The following is a 19176-nucleotide window of genomic DNA, read 5'->3' on the forward strand; positions in this document are numbered from 1 at the left end:
CTATAAATTTAAAAAAAGTCAACATAATTAATATAATTTTATAATTATTCAAATCTAGATTTATTTGATTTTTATAAATTCACATTTTATAGAAAACTGAATATAATTAAAAAATTTGTATATAAAAAACAAAGACAAGATACTGTCCTGTCTCTGTTTTAAAATCAAATATAAAATAAATTAGAATGAAACACCAAGTCCCACACCAACATGAGCATTTTTATCTTTCGTATCATATCCACCATTTACTGTGAAATTAAAGTTTCCTGCTTCAAATCCTACTTTTACGTCGCTCTTGAAGTTTCCACGTCTTTCGTATTTTGCACCTTTTAAGTTAATTTTAGTGCTTGTGTTCGCAAATTTAGCTTCGTTTGCCTTGCTTTCAACTTTTCCTAGTTCATGTTCATAGCCAAGTCCTAAAGATGCTTTGAATTTAGTGTTTTCTGTAATTGGAGCGGAATATCCAACTTCAACTCCTGCAGATGGTTTTACAGAATAGTAATTGCTTCCTTTAACTTCCATATTTAAAGTTCCGTCTTTTTCCTTAATTTTTGAAAATTTACCATAACCAAGTTTTAGACCAGCGTAAGGTTTAACTGTAACATTTTCTCCAACTTGGAAAGTTTTTCCTAATTCGTTCTTAATTGCAAATCCGTAAGCATTGTAGTTAGCCTTGTTTTCATAAATATTATTTCCGATTACAAATCTTCTCTTCATATCGTTTTTGGAAACAAATCCATCTCCGCTTAAAGTCCATTCAAGATTATTCAAGTCAAATGTCTTGTAAGCACCTAATTTAAACATTGTTACATTTTCTTTTGATTTCCCACTGTCTTTAAATTTGAAGTTGTTAATAACTGTTCCGGCATAAATTCCCTGTTTTGCATCAGCATTATTGAATAAGTATGAAATTCCGTAAGCTGAACTGTTTGAATCTGCTAATTCTGGTGTTCTTGCCTCATGTTTATCCCTGTTAAAGAAAGTAGAAACATGATGTCCAGATTTATCAGCATTTTCTTTTTGTAAAGCAGAAAGTTTATTGTCTAAAATATCGTCAGTCTGTGCAATTCTTTGTTGAACATTGATATATTGATTTCCATTAATTTCACGGTAAGTTCTTGTTAATGCTTTTCTGTCGCTCAATGTATTTAAGTAGTTGAATACTTGCTTATCTTTTGAATCTGCACTAGTTCCAGTATATTTTTCATCCAGTCCATTAGCTACTTCTGTAGAAGTTTCACTATCTGCAAATTTCGCATAAGATTGTTTTTTCAAAGTAACTTTTTCTACTTTGTTATTTTTAATTTCTGAATCAGCTTCCCATACTAAAGAACCTGTTTTTACATTCCAGTTTGCAATACCACTTGATTGAATAGATCTGTTAAATGGATTAAGTACATCATTTCCAACTGTAACTTCAGTAGCGTTAGTTTTTTCAGTAGCTTCAGCTCCGATTAACAAGTCAGCACTTTGTAATCCTAAGTTTGAAAGACCTTCAATTGGTTTTGTTTTTCCTAATGTGTCTACGTAAACTCCCAAATCCCCATTAATTGGTTTTGTTTTATTTGAGAGAACTTTAATAGTTCTTGTGTTGTCTACACGGTCTCTTACGGCACCGCCACTAACTTCTATATCTCCATAATTCTTAATTATTCCGCCAGCAACAACAATTCCCGCACCGCCAGCAGATTCGATGTGGATTTTACCATTATTTGTGAATTCAGAATCTTTTCCTACAACTACACCAATTGCATCTTTTGGAGTTCCAACAGTTGTTATCGTACCGCTGTTTGTACCTTTAGAACCATTTGCCAAGTACATTCCGATACCGCCATCTTTAGTGATGCTGATAGTTCCTTTGTTTTCTAAAGTGTTTCCGTTGATTCCTGCCATACCGATTGAATCTTTACCGATTTCTATAATTCCGTTGTTTATCATTTTTGCATTTGGATTATCGCTGTACATTCCCATACTTGGGTTGTTTCTATCAGATGAATCACCTATTCTGATTTTTCCAGTAGAACCAAAATATTTTTGATTTTCTACATTATAGGCACCATCTCCGCCAGCATAGATTCCGATTGACTTATCTCCGTAAAGATTGATTTCCCCAACACTTCCAATTACATCTTGTGGAGTATCTGAAGCTGCAGGGTCTTTCTTCTGGTTACGGACATTTGCCCACATTCCTATTACATTGCCTGCTGTACTTTCAATTTTTCCATTATTTAAATTTGTAATGAATCCTTTGTTATCAAAGTAAGGCTTGTCCATATACATTCCTGTTGAATTTTCCCCAAGGAGAATATCTCCATCGTTTCTTGCAGAGTTGTGCGGAATAGGAGCAGAAGGTCCAAGCAGTCCATAGTCAAATTCAGATTCTGCACTCCAGTAAATTGCAGCTGAATTTTTTCCAACTGAGATTGTTCCAAGGTTATTAAAATTTGACGCAGTACCGTATGCTCCGATTGAGTTGCTACCTTTCATATTGATAGTACCACGGTTATAGTTCATATCGTTTGGAACAAATTCATATTCAAATCCATACAATCCTTTAATTCCAATTTGGTTGTCTTTTGTTCCAGTAATTGTTTTACCAGAATTAATAGTGAAAGTAGAATTTGTAACATCTACTTTATTATACAAGTCGTTAGGATCATCCAAGTTTACATCTTTGTCTACAAAAAGTCTGGAATTATCAAATTTAACCAGTTTATAGTCAGTACCATTAATTGTTGGTCTTTGATTTGCAGGAATTTTGGCAAGAAGATCTGAAACATCAGTTTTAGATAATTCTACCTCAACACCTTTAAGAACGAACAAATATGAATTAGGTTCCATATTGAATGTCAATTTTTCAGCATTGTGTATAAGTTTTGTCAAGTAATGTTTAACGGCTTCCTGAGGATCTGTAAAAAAGTGTGTGTTTCCACTGTAAACGCTATTTCCTTCAAAAAATGCCATTGCTCCTCCGCCTGCTTTTACATCCATTGTTGTTGGAACAGCTATAGTAAGCGGTTTTGTAGCTGAACGATTCAAGTAAAATCCAACTTCTCTGTCTTTAACTTCATAATGATTTCTACTGGCAGTTTTAGGTATGTCCAGTTTTTCTCCAGCAATGTTATATGCAAAAATGTCTAATTCTGAATTAGGAATCGCACCAAGATTTACTTTTTGGAATCTTGCGTCAGTACTTACTATAGGAGAAGTTGGGTTTGACGGATTAGTATTACCAGCATTTCCTCCTCCGTTTCCGTTTGATCCTCCTGGATTGTTAGGCGCAATAGGTGCAACTGGTGTTGTTGGGTTTTTACCAATAATTTTATCCCTTATATCCTTAATTCCTTCTGTACAGCTTACAATTGCTAATAGTGATATTACAAATAACATTAATTTTTTGTTTTTTCTCATGACACTTCATCTCCTTTTGAAAAAAAAACGCTTGAAGTTTAACTTTTAAAGTTATTGTTCCAAGCGTTTCTTAAAATTATTTTGCCTTCTTATAAAATTTTTTATTAAAAGTAACTTATATTTTTTATATCTGTAGATAGACCGATATTACATTTTGTAATTGAGAAATTATCCATTAATAAAGAAATTCAAAATCATATAAATATAAATTATTGTAACCATTTCCAGAAAAATAAACTGTGTAGACAGAATCTTCAGAAAGATCATCATAATATCCGCTTGTAAATGTGAAAGTTTTACCTGTTTCTAAACTTCTGCAACGTGCGTATCCATAAGACACGTCTGTAACTTCACATTCTTCAACGTATCTTGAAAATCCCAATACTCCAAATATTAAAAAGGCTCCTAAAATTAGTTTTTTCATATTAAACAACTCCTTATTTATTTATTTTTTTTGTTTTTTTGATTTTACTGATTTAAAATATTAATAATATCCACTATCTATTAGTGCTCCTGTAACAGCTCCATCTACTCCGCCAAAAGCTGCTCCTAAAAGTGTTGCACAACTTGTACAGCTCAACATAAGTACCAAAGCTAATAGAAATAATTTTATTTTTGCTTTCATAACTATCTTCTCCTTCTGTTATAATATATTTTTTTAAAGTAAATAATTTTCTTTCTTTTTACAACATAATTATACAACACGATTTTTAAAATGTCAATACTTTTTATAAAAATATTTTATGTTTTTTTTAAAAGTAATTATATAACTGTTTTTATATTAAAAATATACACTTTTGATATTTACGAATACTTGATAATTCCTCAAAATTTAATTGATAATAATAAAATGCACTTAAAATTTGAAAATATACTGTAATTATTAACTTTACTCTGTTATGTGAAAAAACTGTTTTCAATTTGATTTTTAAAGATTTTAAGTATATAATAAAAACAAAAAATAGGAGAAAAAATGAAAATATATACCGCCCCAATGGCTGGCATTACTGATTACTCTTTTAGAAAAATACTTGAAAAATTTGAGCCAGATTTTTTATTCACAGAAATGGTAAATGCAAATCTATTGAATCGTGAGGATGATACTACGATAAACGAGCTTTTGAAGTGTGATAATAAGGAAAAAACTGGCACACAAATTTTTGGTGGAGATAAAAATGAGCTAGTTTCAGGAATTTTAAAACTGAAAAATTTTGGATTTAGAAAAATTAATATAAATATGGGATGTCCACAGCCTAAAATCGTAAAAAATGGGGCTGGTTCGGCACTTCTTGAAAACTATGAACTAGTTGAACAAGTGCTTTTGGAAACGCAGAACATTGATGCTAAAATTTCGATAAAAATACGTGTTGGCTATAAAGATTTTGACAATCCTGAAATATTTTTGAATTTGGCAAATAAGCATAATCTTGATTTTATCTGTGTGCATGGACGTACTCAAAAACAAATGTATTCTGGAACTGCCAACTGGGAAATTGTTGAAAAACTAAGTAAAATGCCAAGAAATATAAATTTTTTTGGAAACGGCGATTTATTTGAACCTTCCGAAATAAAACGAAAAATAGCCTCCTGCAACCTTGACGGCATAATACTTTCACGAGGCATAATCGGCAATCCCTGGCTAATTTCACAAACAAGGGAATTTTTGAAGACTGGTAAAATAAACACTATTCAAACTTTTGATGAAACAAAATCACTTGTTTTGGAACATTTGCAAAATATCGTGGAAAATAAGGGAGAAAAGAAAGCTGTGCTTGAAATAAACAAATTTTTACGTCCATATTTTCAAAAATTTTGGGATAAAAATTTGGATAGAAATAGTGAAATTGCTGTAATTGAAAACTTTTTTGATGAAAATTTAAAAAGCAAAATTGATAAAATTATTTTGGAAAAAGAAATTTTGAAAAAGATAAAGATGATTGAAATATTATAATTTTTTACAGTAATAATAATTATGTAAAAATATAAAGTATACAATAGTTTTTCTGAAACTAAATTTTAAAATTATGATGATTCTATTCAAATTCTAGATTCGTATAATTTTATTGTTTTAATTTAAAATAAATTAAAGTATATTTATTTATTGAAATTTTTGGTTAAAAAAGTTATAATCACGGTTGAGAATTAACTATAATTTTTTAAGGAGAGTGCAAAAATGATTTTTACAAATATGAATGATGAAGTACAAAACAAAAGTTTGGCAAAGGATATTCAATTTTGTATTGAATATGCGAAAAAAAATGAGAACAAAATTTTATCACTTGTACATGGAAGTTATGATGTGGAATACAATGATATTAAGATGAATGTTGGAAAATATTTTACAAAAGAGGAAAACGAGAAATTCTGGGAGAGTCATAAAAAATATCTAGATGTACAAATTATGATTAATGGAACTGAAAGAGTTGCAATTGGTAATATTCAAAATATGAATGAAAAAAGTTTTGATTTTGAAAAAGATTTAGTAATTCTAAAAGGAGAAAAAGCATTTGATATAATTATGAAAAAGGGAGATGTGCTTGTACTTTTTCCAAATGATGTACACAAGCCTGAACTTAATATTTCTGAAAATAATGATTCTGAAAATATGAGAAGAATTGTTACAAAGGTTGTTTTTAAAATTGAAATTAATAAGATAAATATTTAAAACTAAATTTCTTAGTAACTTCATTTATTGTTACACGATATTTTTTATTAACATACTTGGCATAAAATATTATGATTTTTTGAAAATCATAGATTGTATAATATATTGAAAGCTATGAGAATGTAAAAAAATTTTACTATATAAGATAATAAAAAAGGAGTTTAAAAATGAATTTTCCAGAATCGTTGAAACAAGGGGATAAAGTTTTTTTAGTATGTACTTCTTCTCCTATTTTTGAAGAAGATATTGAAAAGTGTAAGGAAACTGTGAAAAATTTAGGTTTTGAGCCAGTGTTAGGGGAGAGCCTTTTTCAGAATATTGGAGGATATATGGCGGGAACGCCTGAAATTAGGGTAAAAGATTTGCATAAGGCTTTTTCTGATGATGAAATTAAGGGAATTTTTTGTATAAGAGGAGGATTTAGTGCTTCGCAGCTTTTGGATAAGTTAGATTATGAATTGATAAAGAAAAATCCTAAAATTTTTGTGGGTTATAGCGATGTTACAAATTTGAGTATTGCTTTTAATCAGAAATGTAATTTGGGAGTTTTTCACGGTCCTATGGTAAAGTCGAATATGTTTAATGATTTTAATGAGTTTACAAAAAAATCTTTTTTTAATGCCTTGAATAAGAAAAAAGGAGAAAAGTGGAAATTTCAAAATCCAATAGATGAAAAAACTGGAGCAGAAAAAGAAACTTTACTTTTGTATAAAAAAGATTTTGAAAATAAAAAAATAAATGGTGAATTAACTGGTGGAAATCTTTCAATAATTGTTACAACTTTAGGAACAGATTATGAAATTAATACAAAAGGGAAAATATTTTTTATTGAGGAAATCGAAGAAGAAATCAGCAGAATTGACAGAATGATGACACATTTAAAATATGCTGGAAAATTTGAAGATTGTAATGCGGTTTTGCTAGGTAATTTTGCGGGCTGTGAAAATACTTATGGGGAAAATTATGAGTTAATGGACTTTTTAAAAGATTTTTTCAAGGATTATGAAAAGCCTGTAATTTATGGACTTGAAAGTGGACATGAAAAGCCTGACTTGGTAACAATGCCGATGGGAGCAAAATGTACTTTGAAGATTAATGAAAATATAAATGAAATTTATTTTGAAAAATAGAAGTACAGAAAACAGTATAAATAAATTTACTTAGAAAGAAGGAAAAATCAATGTTTTTTGATATGCATGCAGATGTGTGGACAGATAATTTCTGGGAATATCAGAAGGGAAATAAGGATGTTATCAGAAATAAATATAAGGAAAAATTTTTGAAAGGAGGGCTTTCTGGAGGAATTTTTGTGATTTATTTGAATGTGAATGAAGTAGAGAATGCTGAAGAATATTTTTTTGCGGATTTGAGGGCGATGACTGAGGAATTGTATCACGCAAGAGATTTGATAAAGGTTATAAAAGAGCCATCTGATTTTAAAATTTTTGAAAATCGGGAAAATGTTAAGGAAGAAGATAAAAAGTTTGGAGTTATGCTTGGGATAGAGGGGCTTCCAGGGATTGGAGATAAACTTGATTATATTTATTTATTAAATCAGCTTGGTGTGCGACATATTGGAATGACTTGGAATGAAACAAATGCTTTTGCAACAGGTCAGAGCGGAGATAAAAACAGGGGATTGACTTCACTTGGAATTGACGCTGTGAGAATAATCAACGAATTGGGAATCCTGCTTGATGTTTCACATGCAAATGACAAAACATTCTGGGATATAGCAAAACATTCTAAAAAGCCTTTTTTTGCTTCACATTCTAATGTCAGAAGTCTTTGTCCGTCAATGAGAAACTTGACTGATGATCAAATTTTGTGTATTGGTGAGCGTGGGGGAATAGTTGGAATGAACAGTTACCATAATTTTGTTAGTCAAAATGAAAATGAAAAAAATTTGGAAATGCTGTTAAATCATATGGAGTATGTGGCTGAGAAAATTGGGCTGGATAAAGTTGGATTTGGACTTGACTTTGCGGAATATTATACTCCAGAAGGAGAAGAGTCTGAAGGGCTTTTTGGTCTTCACGATGTTACAGAGTTAGGCAATGTGAAAAAAGCCTTGAAAAAAAGAGGATACTCTCAAGATGAGATTGAAATGATAACTTATAAGAATTTTATTGATTTTTTTGGAAGAGTGAGAAATTTTAAATAAAAAAATAATAGTAAAATTGAGAAAAGAAAGGAACTTAATAAATGAACAATAAAAGAAAACCAATTATAGGAATTACTACTTCGCTGGAATTAAATCCAAAAAGACTGAATGATCATAAGACGATAGTTTCTGTGGATTATAGCAAAGCGGTTATAAATGCTGGAGGAATACCGTTTATTTTGCCAATAACAGAAAATATGGAAGTTATAAGGGAACAAATTCAGCTTCTGGATGGTCTTTTACTTTCTGGAGGAGGAGATCCTGATCCGATTTTATATGGAGAGGACTGTCTGCAGGAAGTTGGGAGCATTACGCCAGAGCGGGATAAATTTGAGCTTGAAATTTTAGATGAGTTTATGAAAACTGGAAAGCCTATTTTGGGGATTTGCCGTGGATTGCAAATTGCAAATATCTATTTTGGCGGAAGTTTGTATCAAGATGTAAAATATATAGACACAACTGTCAATCACATGCAAAAGTGGCTTCCTGACTTGCCTACACACGATATAAATATTGAAAAAGATAATATTTTATTTGAAATTTTTGGTGAAAAAACAAGAATTAATTCTTATCATCATCAAATGATAAAAGATTTGGGAAATGGCTTGACTGCTATTGCAAAAGCAAATGATGGGATAATAGAAGCTTTTCAAAATAAAAATCATAGATTCTTTTACGCAGTACAATGGCATCCTGAAATGATGGCAGTTCGTGGCAATGAGAAAATGCAAGAGATTTTTGATAAATTTATTGAAAGTTGTGGGAAATAATTTGAATAACTGAATTAGAAAATTATAATGTTTTTTTAGAATTAAATTCAAAATACGAAAATTTTCTTTTGATAAAAAGTGACAAAATTAGTTTAAGATTGAACTAAAAAAACTGCACCCTATTTTGTTTGTATCCAACTTTCTGGAGTGCAGTTCAAAAACAATCTTTTTTATTGTTTTATTTTTTACTAAAATCTTCCGCCAATATCTTTTCTAAAATACATTCCTTCAAAATTTATAGTTTTCAAAAGTTCATACGCCTTTTTCTGAGCTTCTTCCAATGTATTCCCTAAAGCCACAGCATTTAGAACTCTTCCGCCATTAGTCAACAGTTTCCCATTTTCAACTTTTGCTCCACAAATAAACACTTTATTATCTTCAGTTTCTTTAAAATCAAGAACTCCTGTAATTTCATCGCCTTTCTTGTAACTTTCAGGATAGCCTCCAGCAGCGGCTACTACACAGCACGAGTGTAACGGTTTCCAATTAACTTTTATTTCCGATAATTTTTTATCAAAAGATTTTTCTATTAATTCAAGCAAATCATTTTCCAGAAGTGGCAATACCGCCTGAGTTTCTGGATCTCCCATTCTCATATTATATTCAAGCAAATAAACACCTTTTTTCGTAATCATAAGCCCAAAAAAAATTACACCGGCAAAATCCATTCCTTCAGCCTGCATTCCCTTCAAAGTCGGCTCCATTATATCTAACTTAAATTTTTCAAAAATTTCATCTGTAACAAACGGATTTGGACTGATAACTCCCATTCCTCCTGTATTTAAGCCTGTTTCATCTTCCCCTATCTTTTTATGATCCTTTGCGGACAATAGCGGTACAATTACTTTACTGTCTGTAAACGATAAAATCGAAACCTCTACTCCGTCCAGAAATTCTTCAATGACAACCTGATTTCCAGCATTTCCAAATTTTTCATCAACCATTATATCTTCCACAGCCTTAATTGCCTCATCCAGATTTTGAGCAATAATAACTCCCTTTCCTGCTGCAAGCCCGCTAGCCTTTATAACCACAGGAAAATCTTTCCAATTATTCAAAAATTCCTTAGCTTTTTCAGAATTATCGAAAATTTCATAAACTGCTGTCTTTATTCCATATTTTTTCATAAAATCCTTAGAATAAGCCTTACTTCCCTCAAGAATCGCGGCCTTTTTATCAGGCCCAAATATTTTCAGTCCATTTTTATGAAATTCATCCACAATTCCCTGAACAAGCAATTCCTCACTTCCCACAACTGTCAATTCCACATTATTATCTTTGGCAAACGAGATATACTCATCAATTGATCCTAAATTCACACTTTCAGCATTTGGTAACATTTCTACACAGGCATTTCCTGGAGCTATAAAAATTTTCTCCACCTTTTCATTTTGAGAAAGTTTCCAAGCAATCGCATGTTCTCTTCCACCAGCACCCACAATTAATATTTTCATCATTTCCTCCTTCAGAACTTCTACATTTCTAACTACCTTGTTTCCTTATATTTCTTGAATATATTTTAGCACATTTTCCTGTAATATTAAATGCAAAAAATTGAAAATTATTTATTTCTATCAATCATATATCATTATTTCCGAATAAATTTTATTTTCTTTCATAACTTTTTTAATCTAACTTCTGATGCCGTGGACAATCTATCAAAAAACAGTCATACAAAAATTTAGGATAAATTTTTACTTCTGGTTTATAATCTGTTTTCAATATTTTTTCATATTCCGCCTTCAAATTCTTTATTTGCCTTTTTATCTCCTTAATTTCTTCTTTTTTCTCAGATTTCGTACATTCTGTTAAAAATTCTCCATTTTTAATGCTCTCTATTTCTTCATCTTTAATCTTCAAAACTATTTTAAAATTTTCTTGTAATTTTTCTATTTCATTTAACTGCTTTAGAGAATAAAAATAGAATCTCAGCCACCAAGCTGGAAATTGATAATCTTGAATTTTAAACTTTGAATAAATTTTTTCACTTTTCTCATAACTTCCAGCCAAATAATATAGCTCTGCAAATTCTTCCTCAAAAAAATCATCATTATTAACAGTTTCTAACATTAATTCATTAATTTCATTCTCAATATTTTCAAATTCCCTTAATTGAATTTTATTCGCAATATAACTATATTTTATCTTAGCAAAATCCTCTTTTCCAAACTCAAAATCTTTTTTTACTAATTCTTCCAAAATTATTTTCGCCTCCTCGTTTTTTCCATTAACCATCAACAAATTCGCATATTCAAACTTATAAATCGGATTATTTTCTAATTCACAAGCTCTTTTATACATTGCTTCTGACTTATCGTATTTCCCAGCACCATAATAATCCGCTCCAAGTCCATAATAAGCCTTAGAATTATTTGGATTAAACGCCACAGCCTTTCTCAAAGTTCTAATCGCTCTCTTACTGCCATCTCTCTGATCATCATAATAATACCCTAAATTAGTATAAATCCGTGATTTTTCCTCATCAGTCAATTCATTTTCATATTTTTTAATAAACTCATTCAATAATTTATAAATATCCTTCCATTGATAAGTTAATTCATTGTAAACTGCCACTAATTGACAAACAACTTCCACATTTTTGGGATTTTCTTTCAATTTATTTTCCAAAAATATTTTATACTCTTCATAAACAGAATCGTAATCACTATTATTTCTAATTTTTTCTTGAATATATTTTATCCATTCTTTTATCGTTTTTCTTTCTAAATTTTTTTGTTTTTCCAATTTTCCTCCTAATCTAATTTCTGATGCATTGGACAATCAACTAAATAGCAAGTTTTATACATTTTTTCTAAATTTATTTTTGTATTTTGAGGCTTATAATTACTATTCATTATCTTTTTATATATCTCCAAAATCTTTTTTATTTCATTCTTTTCTTCTTCAATAAATTCATCAATCTCTTCTTCATTCCAGTATTTTTTGTCATAAATTTCTCCAACTTCAATTTTTTCAATATACTTATTATGTTTTTGAATCAATTCTGACAATTTGTTTTCTGCTTTCTTAAAATTTCCTAATTTTTTTAAACTGTAAAAATAAAATGAAAAACCCATATTATAATAAAAACGTTCTTCCCAGTCAAGTTCATCTATCTCTTTTTCAAAAACCAAGACACACCTATCGTATTCTTCAAATAAATAATATAAGTCTATAAGTTCTTCAAATAAAATTTGCTCATCATAATAATATTTCTCTAACGACACTTTCTCTAACAATTTATCCAGAATTGGCTCAGCCAATTTTTTATCATTGGTATAATGTAAGCACAGTGCCAATGCATATAAAATTCCTGCACTTTTAGGTTCCTTTTCATAACATCTCAATAGCATTTCTTTCGCTTTTTCAAAATAACCACAATAAAACAACGTTATCCCATAATTATAATCATCTTCTATTTCCTTCTCATCTGAAAATTTTTCCATTTCCTGAAAACATTCAAGTGCCTTTTTGTATTTTTTTCTTTTTAAATAATATTCTCCCAATACTTCCCATACAACCACTGATTGTTTCCCCATTTTAATTAATTTTGTCAAATAATACTTACACATTTTATCATCATAAGCATCTTTTTCATATAAATCAGCCAAATCCTGATAAATAATAGCCTTCTCATCATCATTTAAATCTTTTGAATATTTTTTCAAAAACTCCTCTAATACATTCACACTCTTTTTTCCATCTTGATATACCGTAAAATAGGCTATCGCTAATTGACAAACCTTTTCCACATCTCGTGGGTTTTCCAAAAGACATTTCTCTAAATAATCCATATATTCAATAAATGCATGCCTATAATTATCGTAACTATCATTTTTTTTGATTTCATCCTGAATATATCTTGCCCATTCTTTTTGTGTTTGTTTCATAATTTTATTCCTTTCGTATTTCTTCAATCCTCATCAATTATCAAATGTTGTGGACAATCTGCCATCCAGCATTCATATTTAAAAAACATTGTTATTTCCATCTTAGGCTTAAAATCTGTATTTAATATTTTTTCCGACATTAAATTAATGTTTTTCAATTTCTGTTTTTCATCTTCTATCATTTCCAAAAGTTCTTCTTCCGTTGTATCTTTCTGATATTCTTCGTCAGTCTTTATTTCTTCAATGTTTTGAAAAATCTCTTTTTCAGCTTCTTTCAATATTTTATCTATTTTCTCAAATTTATCCAATTGTTTTAACGAATAAAGATACGGTGCCATATAATTTGCTTCTAAATTAAAATTAACATTCTCTGCATATTTGCAATATTTTTCATAATTACCACATAAATAATATAAATCTTTTATTACATCTTCGTCAAACGTGTTAAAACCTTCATACGTCAACCAATTCAAATATCTTTCATAATCTGTTTTCTCCAGCATTTCAAACTCTTTTATTTTTTTCAAAAGTTTTTCTATATTTTCAGTATCTTTATTTCCTAAATAAATTTCACAAAGAACTCTGTAAAAATGATATTTAATGTTGTTTGAGTCTTCCATTAACAAATCATCTAAAATTTTTTCAGCTTTTTTATATTCTTTATTTTGAATTAAAATCAGTGCATATCCATAACTATATTTCGCTTCATCACTCATTTTGCAGGCAATTTTTATATTTTCAAGAGATTTTTGATATATTTTAGCATAAAAACAAATAGCTGCAAGTCTGTAATAAATGTCTGCATTATTTGAATTAATTTTTATTGCTTTTTCAAGATAATCAATAGCCTCTTCTTCCATACATCCCATGTCTTCACACAAATAAGCCAAATCAGCATATATTCTAAACTTTTCATCTTCTGTCAAAATATCAAAATTCCTTTTCAAAAATGTTTCTAAAATTGCTATACCATCACATTTCCTGCTCAAATAGCAAACTCCCGCCAACTGACAGACGACCGAAACATCTTCAGGATTTTTCGTGGTTTCCTTCAACAAGTATTTCCTATAATTTTCAAGTGCAGCATCATATTCTGTTCTGTCTTCATTTCCCATTTTTTCCCATATTTTATAAATATATTTTTTCATACCTTCATTCAATTTAACTTCAATATCCAACTTCATCTCCCGATTTTTATTTTAAACTTATTATAACACTTTTTTAAAAAACAAAAAAGGCTACAATTTTACTTGTAACCTGTCTTTTTTCACAATTTATTTATTCTACTTAATGTGTCCACATACTAATGATATTTATTCTTTTCTCTTCTTCTATAACTTCATACACGAGCCTGTGTTGTTTATTAATTCTTCTTGAATAATAATCTTTCAAATCTTTAGTTAAAATCTCATAAGACGGTGGTGTTTGAAAAGGATTTTTCTTTATAAGGTTTATTAATTTTTCCACATTATTTTTTAATGCTGGAAATTGCTTTATTTTCTCTTTATCCTTATTAGCTTTTTTCAAAATATAAATTTTGTATTCTTCTACCATTCAAAAGCCTCATAATCTTCATCAGTGGCATTTTTTGCCGCTTCAATTTTTTCTTTCAATATTGGATCTGATAACAAGTATAGAGTTTCTAATAAACCATTATATTCAGCTTCGCTAATGATAATAGCATTTCCTTTTTTAGTGTTCACATTGATAACATCATTATAGTCAATTGCCGACTCTAAATAAGAAAATAAATTTTTTCTCAAATTAGTTGCATTTGTATTTGTCATAAAAATCACTCCTTTTATTTATGTACATAATACAGTACATAATTATAAAAGTCAAGCAATTTTTTATAATTTTTATTTTCCCCTGCTTTTTATGATCTTATCCACATTATTAACAACTTCATAGTCATCTTCTCCCAATTCGACATTTTTTCCAATTGGAATATACCACAGGAATTTTGAGAAATAATCTTTTAATTTTTTATCAGAAAAATCATATCCTGCTACTGCATAAGGATAATTTCTCATTATTTTCAAATCTTCATTGGTAAGTTCTTTTAATTCATCTGCTGTTAAATATCCCGCACTGTAAGCGGCTTTTGTTAGATCATCTCTGTATTTATAGCCTTTTTCCGTTTTTTCAGAGAAATAGTAATTACCATTTAGATATGCTATCTCTGATAGGCTAAATTCATCTTCAGGGCTAAAATTCTTTGTTTTAAAATGTAAATATCCTTTTTTCAATTTTGCATAAAGAACTTTATATTGTCCGTCTCTATCGTAATAATTTCTGTATCCGTAATCAATATTCCCTTCTCCAACTAATTTCCAGTCTATATATTTTCCATTCTTCATCTTTATTTCAGGTATTGCAATCAAAGCGCTTCCAGGCTCAACAATTACTTCAAAGTCATCCACTTTTTGATTTTTCCATTTTGAAATAGTAGACCAGACATAATTAAAGTCGTTATATCCGACACCGCCACTTCCATCGTAACGATAGCTATGCTCAATTACATTTTCTCCCTTTTTAAAGTTTGCTTTAAAATAATAAACATAGCTTCTTTTATAATAGTCGGCTTCCTCTTTTGCCTTTTCTTCATCATATTCCTTAAAATATTTTTTCACTTCTTCAAGTTTCTTTACGTCCTTTGGAACAAAATCAGTTAGTCTGTAAGAAACTGTATTTACACTTTTCCCATTTACAACAGTTCTAAAATTTTTAAAATGATTAACTTCATCCCATTCCTCATTTCCACCTTCAGGCGTAATAAACCCAATGTACTTCTCTCCAGCCGCAGGACTGTCAAACACAAATCTTACAGTCACTGCCATTTCATTTACTGTCCCATATTCGCCCTTCACTTTTTCCAGCTTAAAATGCAGCTTCTCACTTTTTATTGCAATATCAGACATGTTCATCGGAACTATATGCCCTCCTTCCGAACCAAATTCCCAGTCATTTGCCAATAAATTTACACTAAAAATAAATATTAAACAAAACAATAAAAATACTCTGATTTTTTTCAATGCTACCAGCTCCTTTTCATAATTCTAAATTTATATGTTTATTTTTTTCTACTATTTATAATATTATCGGCTTTTTTAATCCATTCGTATTCATCTTTTCCCAATGTTACGTTTTTTCCAGTAGGTATGTACCACAAAAATTTTGAAAAATAATCTTTCAATTTTTTATCAGAAAAATCATAACCTGCCAATGCATAAGGATAATTTCTTATTATTTTTAATTCATCATCTGTAATATTTTTTAAATAGTGTTCTAAGTGATATTCTAAATTAGTTCCTGTAGATCCTGCATCTGAAAAATTATCTCTAAGTTTAAATCCTTTTTCAGTTTTTTCAGGAAAATAGTAATTTGCATCCAGACTTGTTATTACTGTCAAGTAAAATTCATCTTCAGGTTTAAAGTCTTTTGTTCTGAAATGTAAATAACCTTTTTTCAATTTTGCATAAAAAAATTTATATTTATCTTCTTTTTTACCATCTCCATTAGAAGAAATTTTGTATCCGTAATCCGTATTTCCTTCTCCGACAAGTTCCCATTTCATTTCTTTTCCATTTTTCATTTTTATAACAGGCATTTCAATGAATGCATTTCCAGGCTCAACAATTACTTCAAAATCATCTACCTTCTGATTTTTCCACTTTGAAATAGTTGTCCATACATAATCAAAATCTATATATCCGTCACCACCAGCTTTATTATAACGGTAGCTATGCTCAACTATATTTTCCCCTTTTTTAAAATTTGCCTTAAAGTAGTAGATATTGCTTTTCTTATAATATTTGAATATCTCCATCATTTTTTCCTTGTCATATTCCTTAAAATATTTTTTCACTTCTTCCAGCTGTTCCACATCTTTTGGAATAAGATCTGTCAATCTGTATGAAACTGTATCTGCTTTCTTTCCATTTACAATTGTCTTAAAATCTTTAAAATACTCTACTTCATCCCATTTATAGGCTCCTCCTTCAGGAGTAATAAATCCTATATATTTTTCTCCTGCATCCGGGCTGTTAAATACAAACCTTACAGTTACAATCATTTCATATTTATCTTCATCCTGTATTTTATTTTTTTCCAGCTTGAAGTGAAGCTTCTCACTCTTTATTGAAATATTGGACATGTTCATCGGAACTATATGCCCACCATTCGATTCAAAGTGCAAATCATTTGCCAATAAATTCATACCAAAAATAAACATTAAACAAAACAATAAGAATGCTCTAATTTTTTTCATAACCATCACTCCAATTTTATTAAAAATTTTTGTTTTTCATTATAATTATACCTCGTATTAAATTTTAGTCAATATATTTAATTTAAAAATATTTTTTATATTTTATCCTTTAATTTTAACTTTTAGTTTTATTATATAGAATTATTATTCATATTAAAAAATCAGGTTATAAAATTTTTTAGAAAAATTTTTTTTAATTTGATAAATTTTAATTTTTAAGATATAATTACTACGAGTTAATAATCTAGGAGGAAATATGAGTGATAATCAATTTGAAGAAAATGAAAAAGAAAAACTAGAAAAGGAAATTGAAGAATTAAAAAAACAAAAGGAGATTAAGGATTTACAGAAACAAAAAGAGGAATTAGAGCGAGAAATATTTGGTAATAATGAAAAAAGTGCAGAAAATATTGACTTTTATGAGGAAGAAACTGAAAATAAATATGTATCAAATAAGATGACTACAATTCTAGCAGCTATAGTTGCGGTGATTATTGCCATTTTTGCAGGTGGACTATTTTATTTGAGAAGTCAAAATAAAAAAAGGGAAAATTTAAAAAAACAAATGGCAGCCATATCACAAAATAAAAATTCATCAGCTGCGACAAATTCAGCTTCTGCACAGTCTACAACATCCAATCCATCAACTTCACAAATTCAGAAAAAAAAGGATGAAAAATCAAAACAAGTGGACAAAATAAATAAAAATGAAGAAAAACAGGAAAGATTAATTGTAAGAAAACCAGTAGATGTGAGAAAAGGGAGCTATTGCGTGAATCCAAGCTCTTCACAATCGTACTTTAATACATCAACAGTTTCTGACCCAGGTGCAGACCATCCATATATGGCAGATATTCATTTTTCAGATTGTGTAGTTTATGGAACACATAGTGAAGGAACTTACAATGGAAGACATACAGGACCTATAACAATGACTGTAAGCCTTGCTGAAGAAAAAAATTTTGAGGCTGTTATGAAAAGAAATAAATGGTATTTGGAAAATGGAGAAATTATGAGAGTAAATGGATATGACTATAATAATGTCTACTTTAACGGATGGTTGATGTACAAGCAAACGCAATAGTAAAAATAAGAAAATGGGAAATATCTATTAAAAAATACAGGATAATAATTGACTTTTTTTATAAAATAAATTATAATTTGATAGAACTTTTGTAATTTAATGTTAACAATAAACTGATTAAATTCAGTAAAGGAGTAAGAAATTGAAAAAAATACAATTTATATTAATTCCTACGATATTATCTTTTGGATTAATTATATCATCAGCACTGATTTCAAATGCCATGGATAAGGCTAATAAGGATGAAAATAGAATTACAGTAAAGGGCGTAGCTGAACGGAGAATCAAAGCGGACAAGGCACTTATAAACATAGTAATTTCTAAAAAAAGTGAAAATCTTGATGAATTGAAAAAAGATATTTCAGAAAGAGAAAAATTAACTATAGATTTAATTAAAAAACTTAAAATTAACGAAAATGAATACAGCATAGGAAATCTACGTATTCAGCCAAATTATACAGAAAGTTCATCAAATGTAAAGAAATCATCTGAAAATTCTGCTAAATCTACTGAAACACCTGCAACAAATAATAAAATTTCAGATTATGACGGAGTCGAAGTAATTTCGATTGTTACAAAAAATATTGATAAGGCTGGAGAATTTTACGAAAAGCTGGCTGAATTAAAGCTACAAAGCAGCAATATTGAGATAAATATGCCAGAATACTATATTACAAATTTAGAAAAATATAAGCGGGACTTAATTGTAGATGCTTCAAGAAATGCTGAAATTCGTGCAATTGAAATGCTAAAAGTGAATAACAATGAAATTGGCGGGCTGAAAAATATGAATCAAGGACAATTTGAAGTACTGGCAGATACTGAAGATGTAAAAAAAATAAATGAAGATGAAAGTAATCAAATTTATAAAAAATTAAGATTAGTTGTAACAGCAACTTACTTAATAAAATATTAAAAAACT

At 29.2% G+C, this 19176-nt stretch carries 18 protein-coding genes; 7 read left to right on the forward strand and 11 right to left on the reverse strand.

Annotated features, from left to right (window positions below):
- Positions 1-180 precede the first annotated feature (180 nt).
- From LEBU_RS07795 to LEBU_RS11900, 3 genes are all read right to left on the reverse strand, one after another.
- On the reverse strand, positions 181-3411 hold the full coding sequence (locus LEBU_RS07795; protein WP_015769792.1) for an autotransporter outer membrane beta-barrel domain-containing protein: 3231 nt from the start codon (positions 3409-3411) through the stop codon (positions 181-183).
- A gap of 175 nt (positions 3412-3586) precedes the next feature.
- A complete protein-coding gene (locus LEBU_RS07800) occupies positions 3587-3835 on the reverse strand; it encodes a hypothetical protein (protein ID WP_015769793.1) in 249 nt (82 codons plus the stop codon).
- 60 nt (positions 3836-3895) lie between these two features.
- Entirely contained in the window at positions 3896-4036 is a 141-nt protein-coding gene (locus tag LEBU_RS11900) for a hypothetical protein (RefSeq protein WP_015769794.1), read from the reverse strand.
- Positions 4037-4384: 348 nt separating this feature from the next.
- Here LEBU_RS11900 and LEBU_RS07805 point away from each other — a divergent pair, with 348 nt between their 5' ends.
- The 5 genes from LEBU_RS07805 to LEBU_RS07825 all read left to right on the forward strand — a co-directional run bounded on the left by LEBU_RS07805 (position 4385) and on the right by LEBU_RS07825 (position 9010).
- Positions 4385-5362 (forward strand): tRNA dihydrouridine synthase, encoded by a 978-nt coding sequence (locus tag LEBU_RS07805; protein WP_015769795.1) that lies wholly within the window; start codon positions 4385-4387, stop codon positions 5360-5362.
- 222 nt (positions 5363-5584) lie between these two features.
- Positions 5585-6076 carry a NanQ anomerase/TabA/YiaL family protein gene (locus LEBU_RS07810; RefSeq protein ID WP_015769796.1) on the forward strand — a complete coding sequence of 164 codons (492 nt, stop codon included), beginning with the start codon at positions 5585-5587 and terminating at the stop codon, positions 6074-6076.
- Between the two features lie 167 nt (positions 6077-6243).
- Positions 6244-7206 carry a S66 peptidase family protein gene (locus tag LEBU_RS07815; protein WP_015769797.1) on the forward strand — a complete coding sequence of 321 codons (963 nt, stop codon included), beginning with the start codon at positions 6244-6246 and terminating at the stop codon, positions 7204-7206.
- Between the two features lie 50 nt (positions 7207-7256).
- Positions 7257-8240 carry a dipeptidase gene (locus LEBU_RS07820; protein WP_015769798.1) on the forward strand — a complete coding sequence of 328 codons (984 nt, stop codon included), beginning with the start codon at positions 7257-7259 and terminating at the stop codon, positions 8238-8240.
- A 41-nt stretch (positions 8241-8281) separates the two neighbouring features.
- On the forward strand, positions 8282-9010 hold the full coding sequence (locus LEBU_RS07825) for a gamma-glutamyl-gamma-aminobutyrate hydrolase family protein (protein WP_015769799.1): 729 nt from the start codon (positions 8282-8284) through the stop codon (positions 9008-9010).
- Between the two features lie 188 nt (positions 9011-9198).
- Here LEBU_RS07825 and purD read toward each other — a convergent pair whose 3' ends face one another.
- From purD to LEBU_RS07865, 8 genes are all read right to left on the reverse strand, one after another.
- The gene (gene purD, locus LEBU_RS07830; protein WP_015769800.1) at positions 9199-10464 is read right to left on the reverse strand and encodes a phosphoribosylamine--glycine ligase; all 1266 of its coding nucleotides are present in this window, start codon (positions 10462-10464) and stop codon (positions 9199-9201) included.
- Between the two features lie 172 nt (positions 10465-10636).
- A complete protein-coding gene (locus LEBU_RS07835) occupies positions 10637-11755 on the reverse strand; it encodes a tetratricopeptide repeat protein (RefSeq protein ID WP_015769801.1) in 1119 nt (372 codons plus the stop codon).
- Positions 11756-11763: 8 nt separating this feature from the next.
- The gene (locus LEBU_RS07840) at positions 11764-12900 is read right to left on the reverse strand and encodes a tetratricopeptide repeat protein (protein WP_015769802.1); all 1137 of its coding nucleotides are present in this window, start codon (positions 12898-12900) and stop codon (positions 11764-11766) included.
- Between the two features lie 23 nt (positions 12901-12923).
- The gene (locus tag LEBU_RS07845) at positions 12924-14084 is read right to left on the reverse strand and encodes a tetratricopeptide repeat protein (protein ID WP_157859519.1); all 1161 of its coding nucleotides are present in this window, start codon (positions 14082-14084) and stop codon (positions 12924-12926) included.
- A gap of 103 nt (positions 14085-14187) precedes the next feature.
- Positions 14188-14454 carry a Txe/YoeB family addiction module toxin gene (locus tag LEBU_RS07850; RefSeq protein WP_015769804.1) on the reverse strand — a complete coding sequence of 89 codons (267 nt, stop codon included), beginning with the start codon at positions 14452-14454 and terminating at the stop codon, positions 14188-14190.
- Positions 14448-14687 (reverse strand): type II toxin-antitoxin system Phd/YefM family antitoxin, encoded by a 240-nt coding sequence (locus LEBU_RS07855; protein WP_015769805.1) that lies wholly within the window; start codon positions 14685-14687, stop codon positions 14448-14450. Before LEBU_RS07855 ends, LEBU_RS07850 begins: the two co-directional genes overlap by 7 nt.
- A gap of 72 nt (positions 14688-14759) precedes the next feature.
- The gene (locus LEBU_RS07860; protein ID WP_015769806.1) at positions 14760-15935 is read right to left on the reverse strand and encodes a YARHG domain-containing protein; all 1176 of its coding nucleotides are present in this window, start codon (positions 15933-15935) and stop codon (positions 14760-14762) included.
- Positions 15936-15973: 38 nt separating this feature from the next.
- Positions 15974-17170, reverse strand: a complete 1197-nt coding sequence (locus tag LEBU_RS07865; RefSeq protein WP_015769807.1) for a YARHG domain-containing protein — start codon at positions 17168-17170, stop codon at positions 15974-15976.
- A 256-nt stretch (positions 17171-17426) separates the two neighbouring features.
- Between LEBU_RS07865 and LEBU_RS07870 the strand changes: the two genes are divergently transcribed.
- Together LEBU_RS07870 and LEBU_RS07875 are read left to right on the forward strand one after the other, a co-directional pair.
- Complete coding sequence (locus tag LEBU_RS07870) at positions 17427-18254, forward strand: hypothetical protein (RefSeq protein ID WP_015769808.1); 828 nt, start codon at positions 17427-17429, stop codon at positions 18252-18254.
- 142 nt (positions 18255-18396) lie between these two features.
- Positions 18397-19170 carry an SIMPL domain-containing protein gene (locus tag LEBU_RS07875; protein ID WP_015769809.1) on the forward strand — a complete coding sequence of 258 codons (774 nt, stop codon included), beginning with the start codon at positions 18397-18399 and terminating at the stop codon, positions 19168-19170.
- Positions 19171-19176: the final 6 nt, after the last annotated feature.

The sequence above is a fragment of the Leptotrichia buccalis C-1013-b genome, assembly GCF_000023905.1.
Classification (GTDB): domain Bacteria; phylum Fusobacteriota; class Fusobacteriia; order Fusobacteriales; family Leptotrichiaceae; genus Leptotrichia; species Leptotrichia buccalis.

Coding starts and splice junctions, on each gene's coding strand:
- LEBU_RS07825 (WP_015769799.1), top strand. CDS start 8,282: ATGAACAATAAAAGAAAACCAATTATAGGAATTACTACTTCGCTGGAA.
- LEBU_RS07840 (WP_015769802.1), bottom strand. CDS start 12,900: ATGAAACAAACACAAAAAGAATGGGCAAGATATATTCAGGATGAAATC.
- LEBU_RS07810 (WP_015769796.1), top strand. CDS start 5,585: ATGATTTTTACAAATATGAATGATGAAGTACAAAACAAAAGTTTGGCA.
- LEBU_RS07805 (WP_015769795.1), top strand. CDS start 4,385: ATGAAAATATATACCGCCCCAATGGCTGGCATTACTGATTACTCTTTT.
- LEBU_RS07855 (WP_015769805.1), bottom strand. CDS start 14,687: ATGACAAATACAAATGCAACTAATTTGAGAAAAAATTTATTTTCTTAT.
- LEBU_RS07870 (WP_015769808.1), top strand. CDS start 17,427: ATGAGTGATAATCAATTTGAAGAAAATGAAAAAGAAAAACTAGAAAAG.
- LEBU_RS07865 (WP_015769807.1), bottom strand. CDS start 17,170: ATGAAAAAAATTAGAGCATTCTTATTGTTTTGTTTAATGTTTATTTTT.
- LEBU_RS07815 (WP_015769797.1), top strand. CDS start 6,244: ATGAATTTTCCAGAATCGTTGAAACAAGGGGATAAAGTTTTTTTAGTA.
- purD (WP_015769800.1), bottom strand. CDS start 10,464: ATGAAAATATTAATTGTGGGTGCTGGTGGAAGAGAACATGCGATTGCT.
- LEBU_RS07795 (WP_015769792.1), bottom strand. CDS start 3,411: ATGAGAAAAAACAAAAAATTAATGTTATTTGTAATATCACTATTAGCA.
- LEBU_RS07850 (WP_015769804.1), bottom strand. CDS start 14,454: ATGGTAGAAGAATACAAAATTTATATTTTGAAAAAAGCTAATAAGGAT.
- LEBU_RS11900 (WP_015769794.1), bottom strand. CDS start 4,036: ATGAAAGCAAAAATAAAATTATTTCTATTAGCTTTGGTACTTATGTTG.
- LEBU_RS07800 (WP_015769793.1), bottom strand. CDS start 3,835: ATGAAAAAACTAATTTTAGGAGCCTTTTTAATATTTGGAGTATTGGGA.
- LEBU_RS07845 (WP_157859519.1), bottom strand. CDS start 14,084: ATGAAGTTGGATATTGAAGTTAAATTGAATGAAGGTATGAAAAAATAT.
- LEBU_RS07820 (WP_015769798.1), top strand. CDS start 7,257: ATGTTTTTTGATATGCATGCAGATGTGTGGACAGATAATTTCTGGGAA.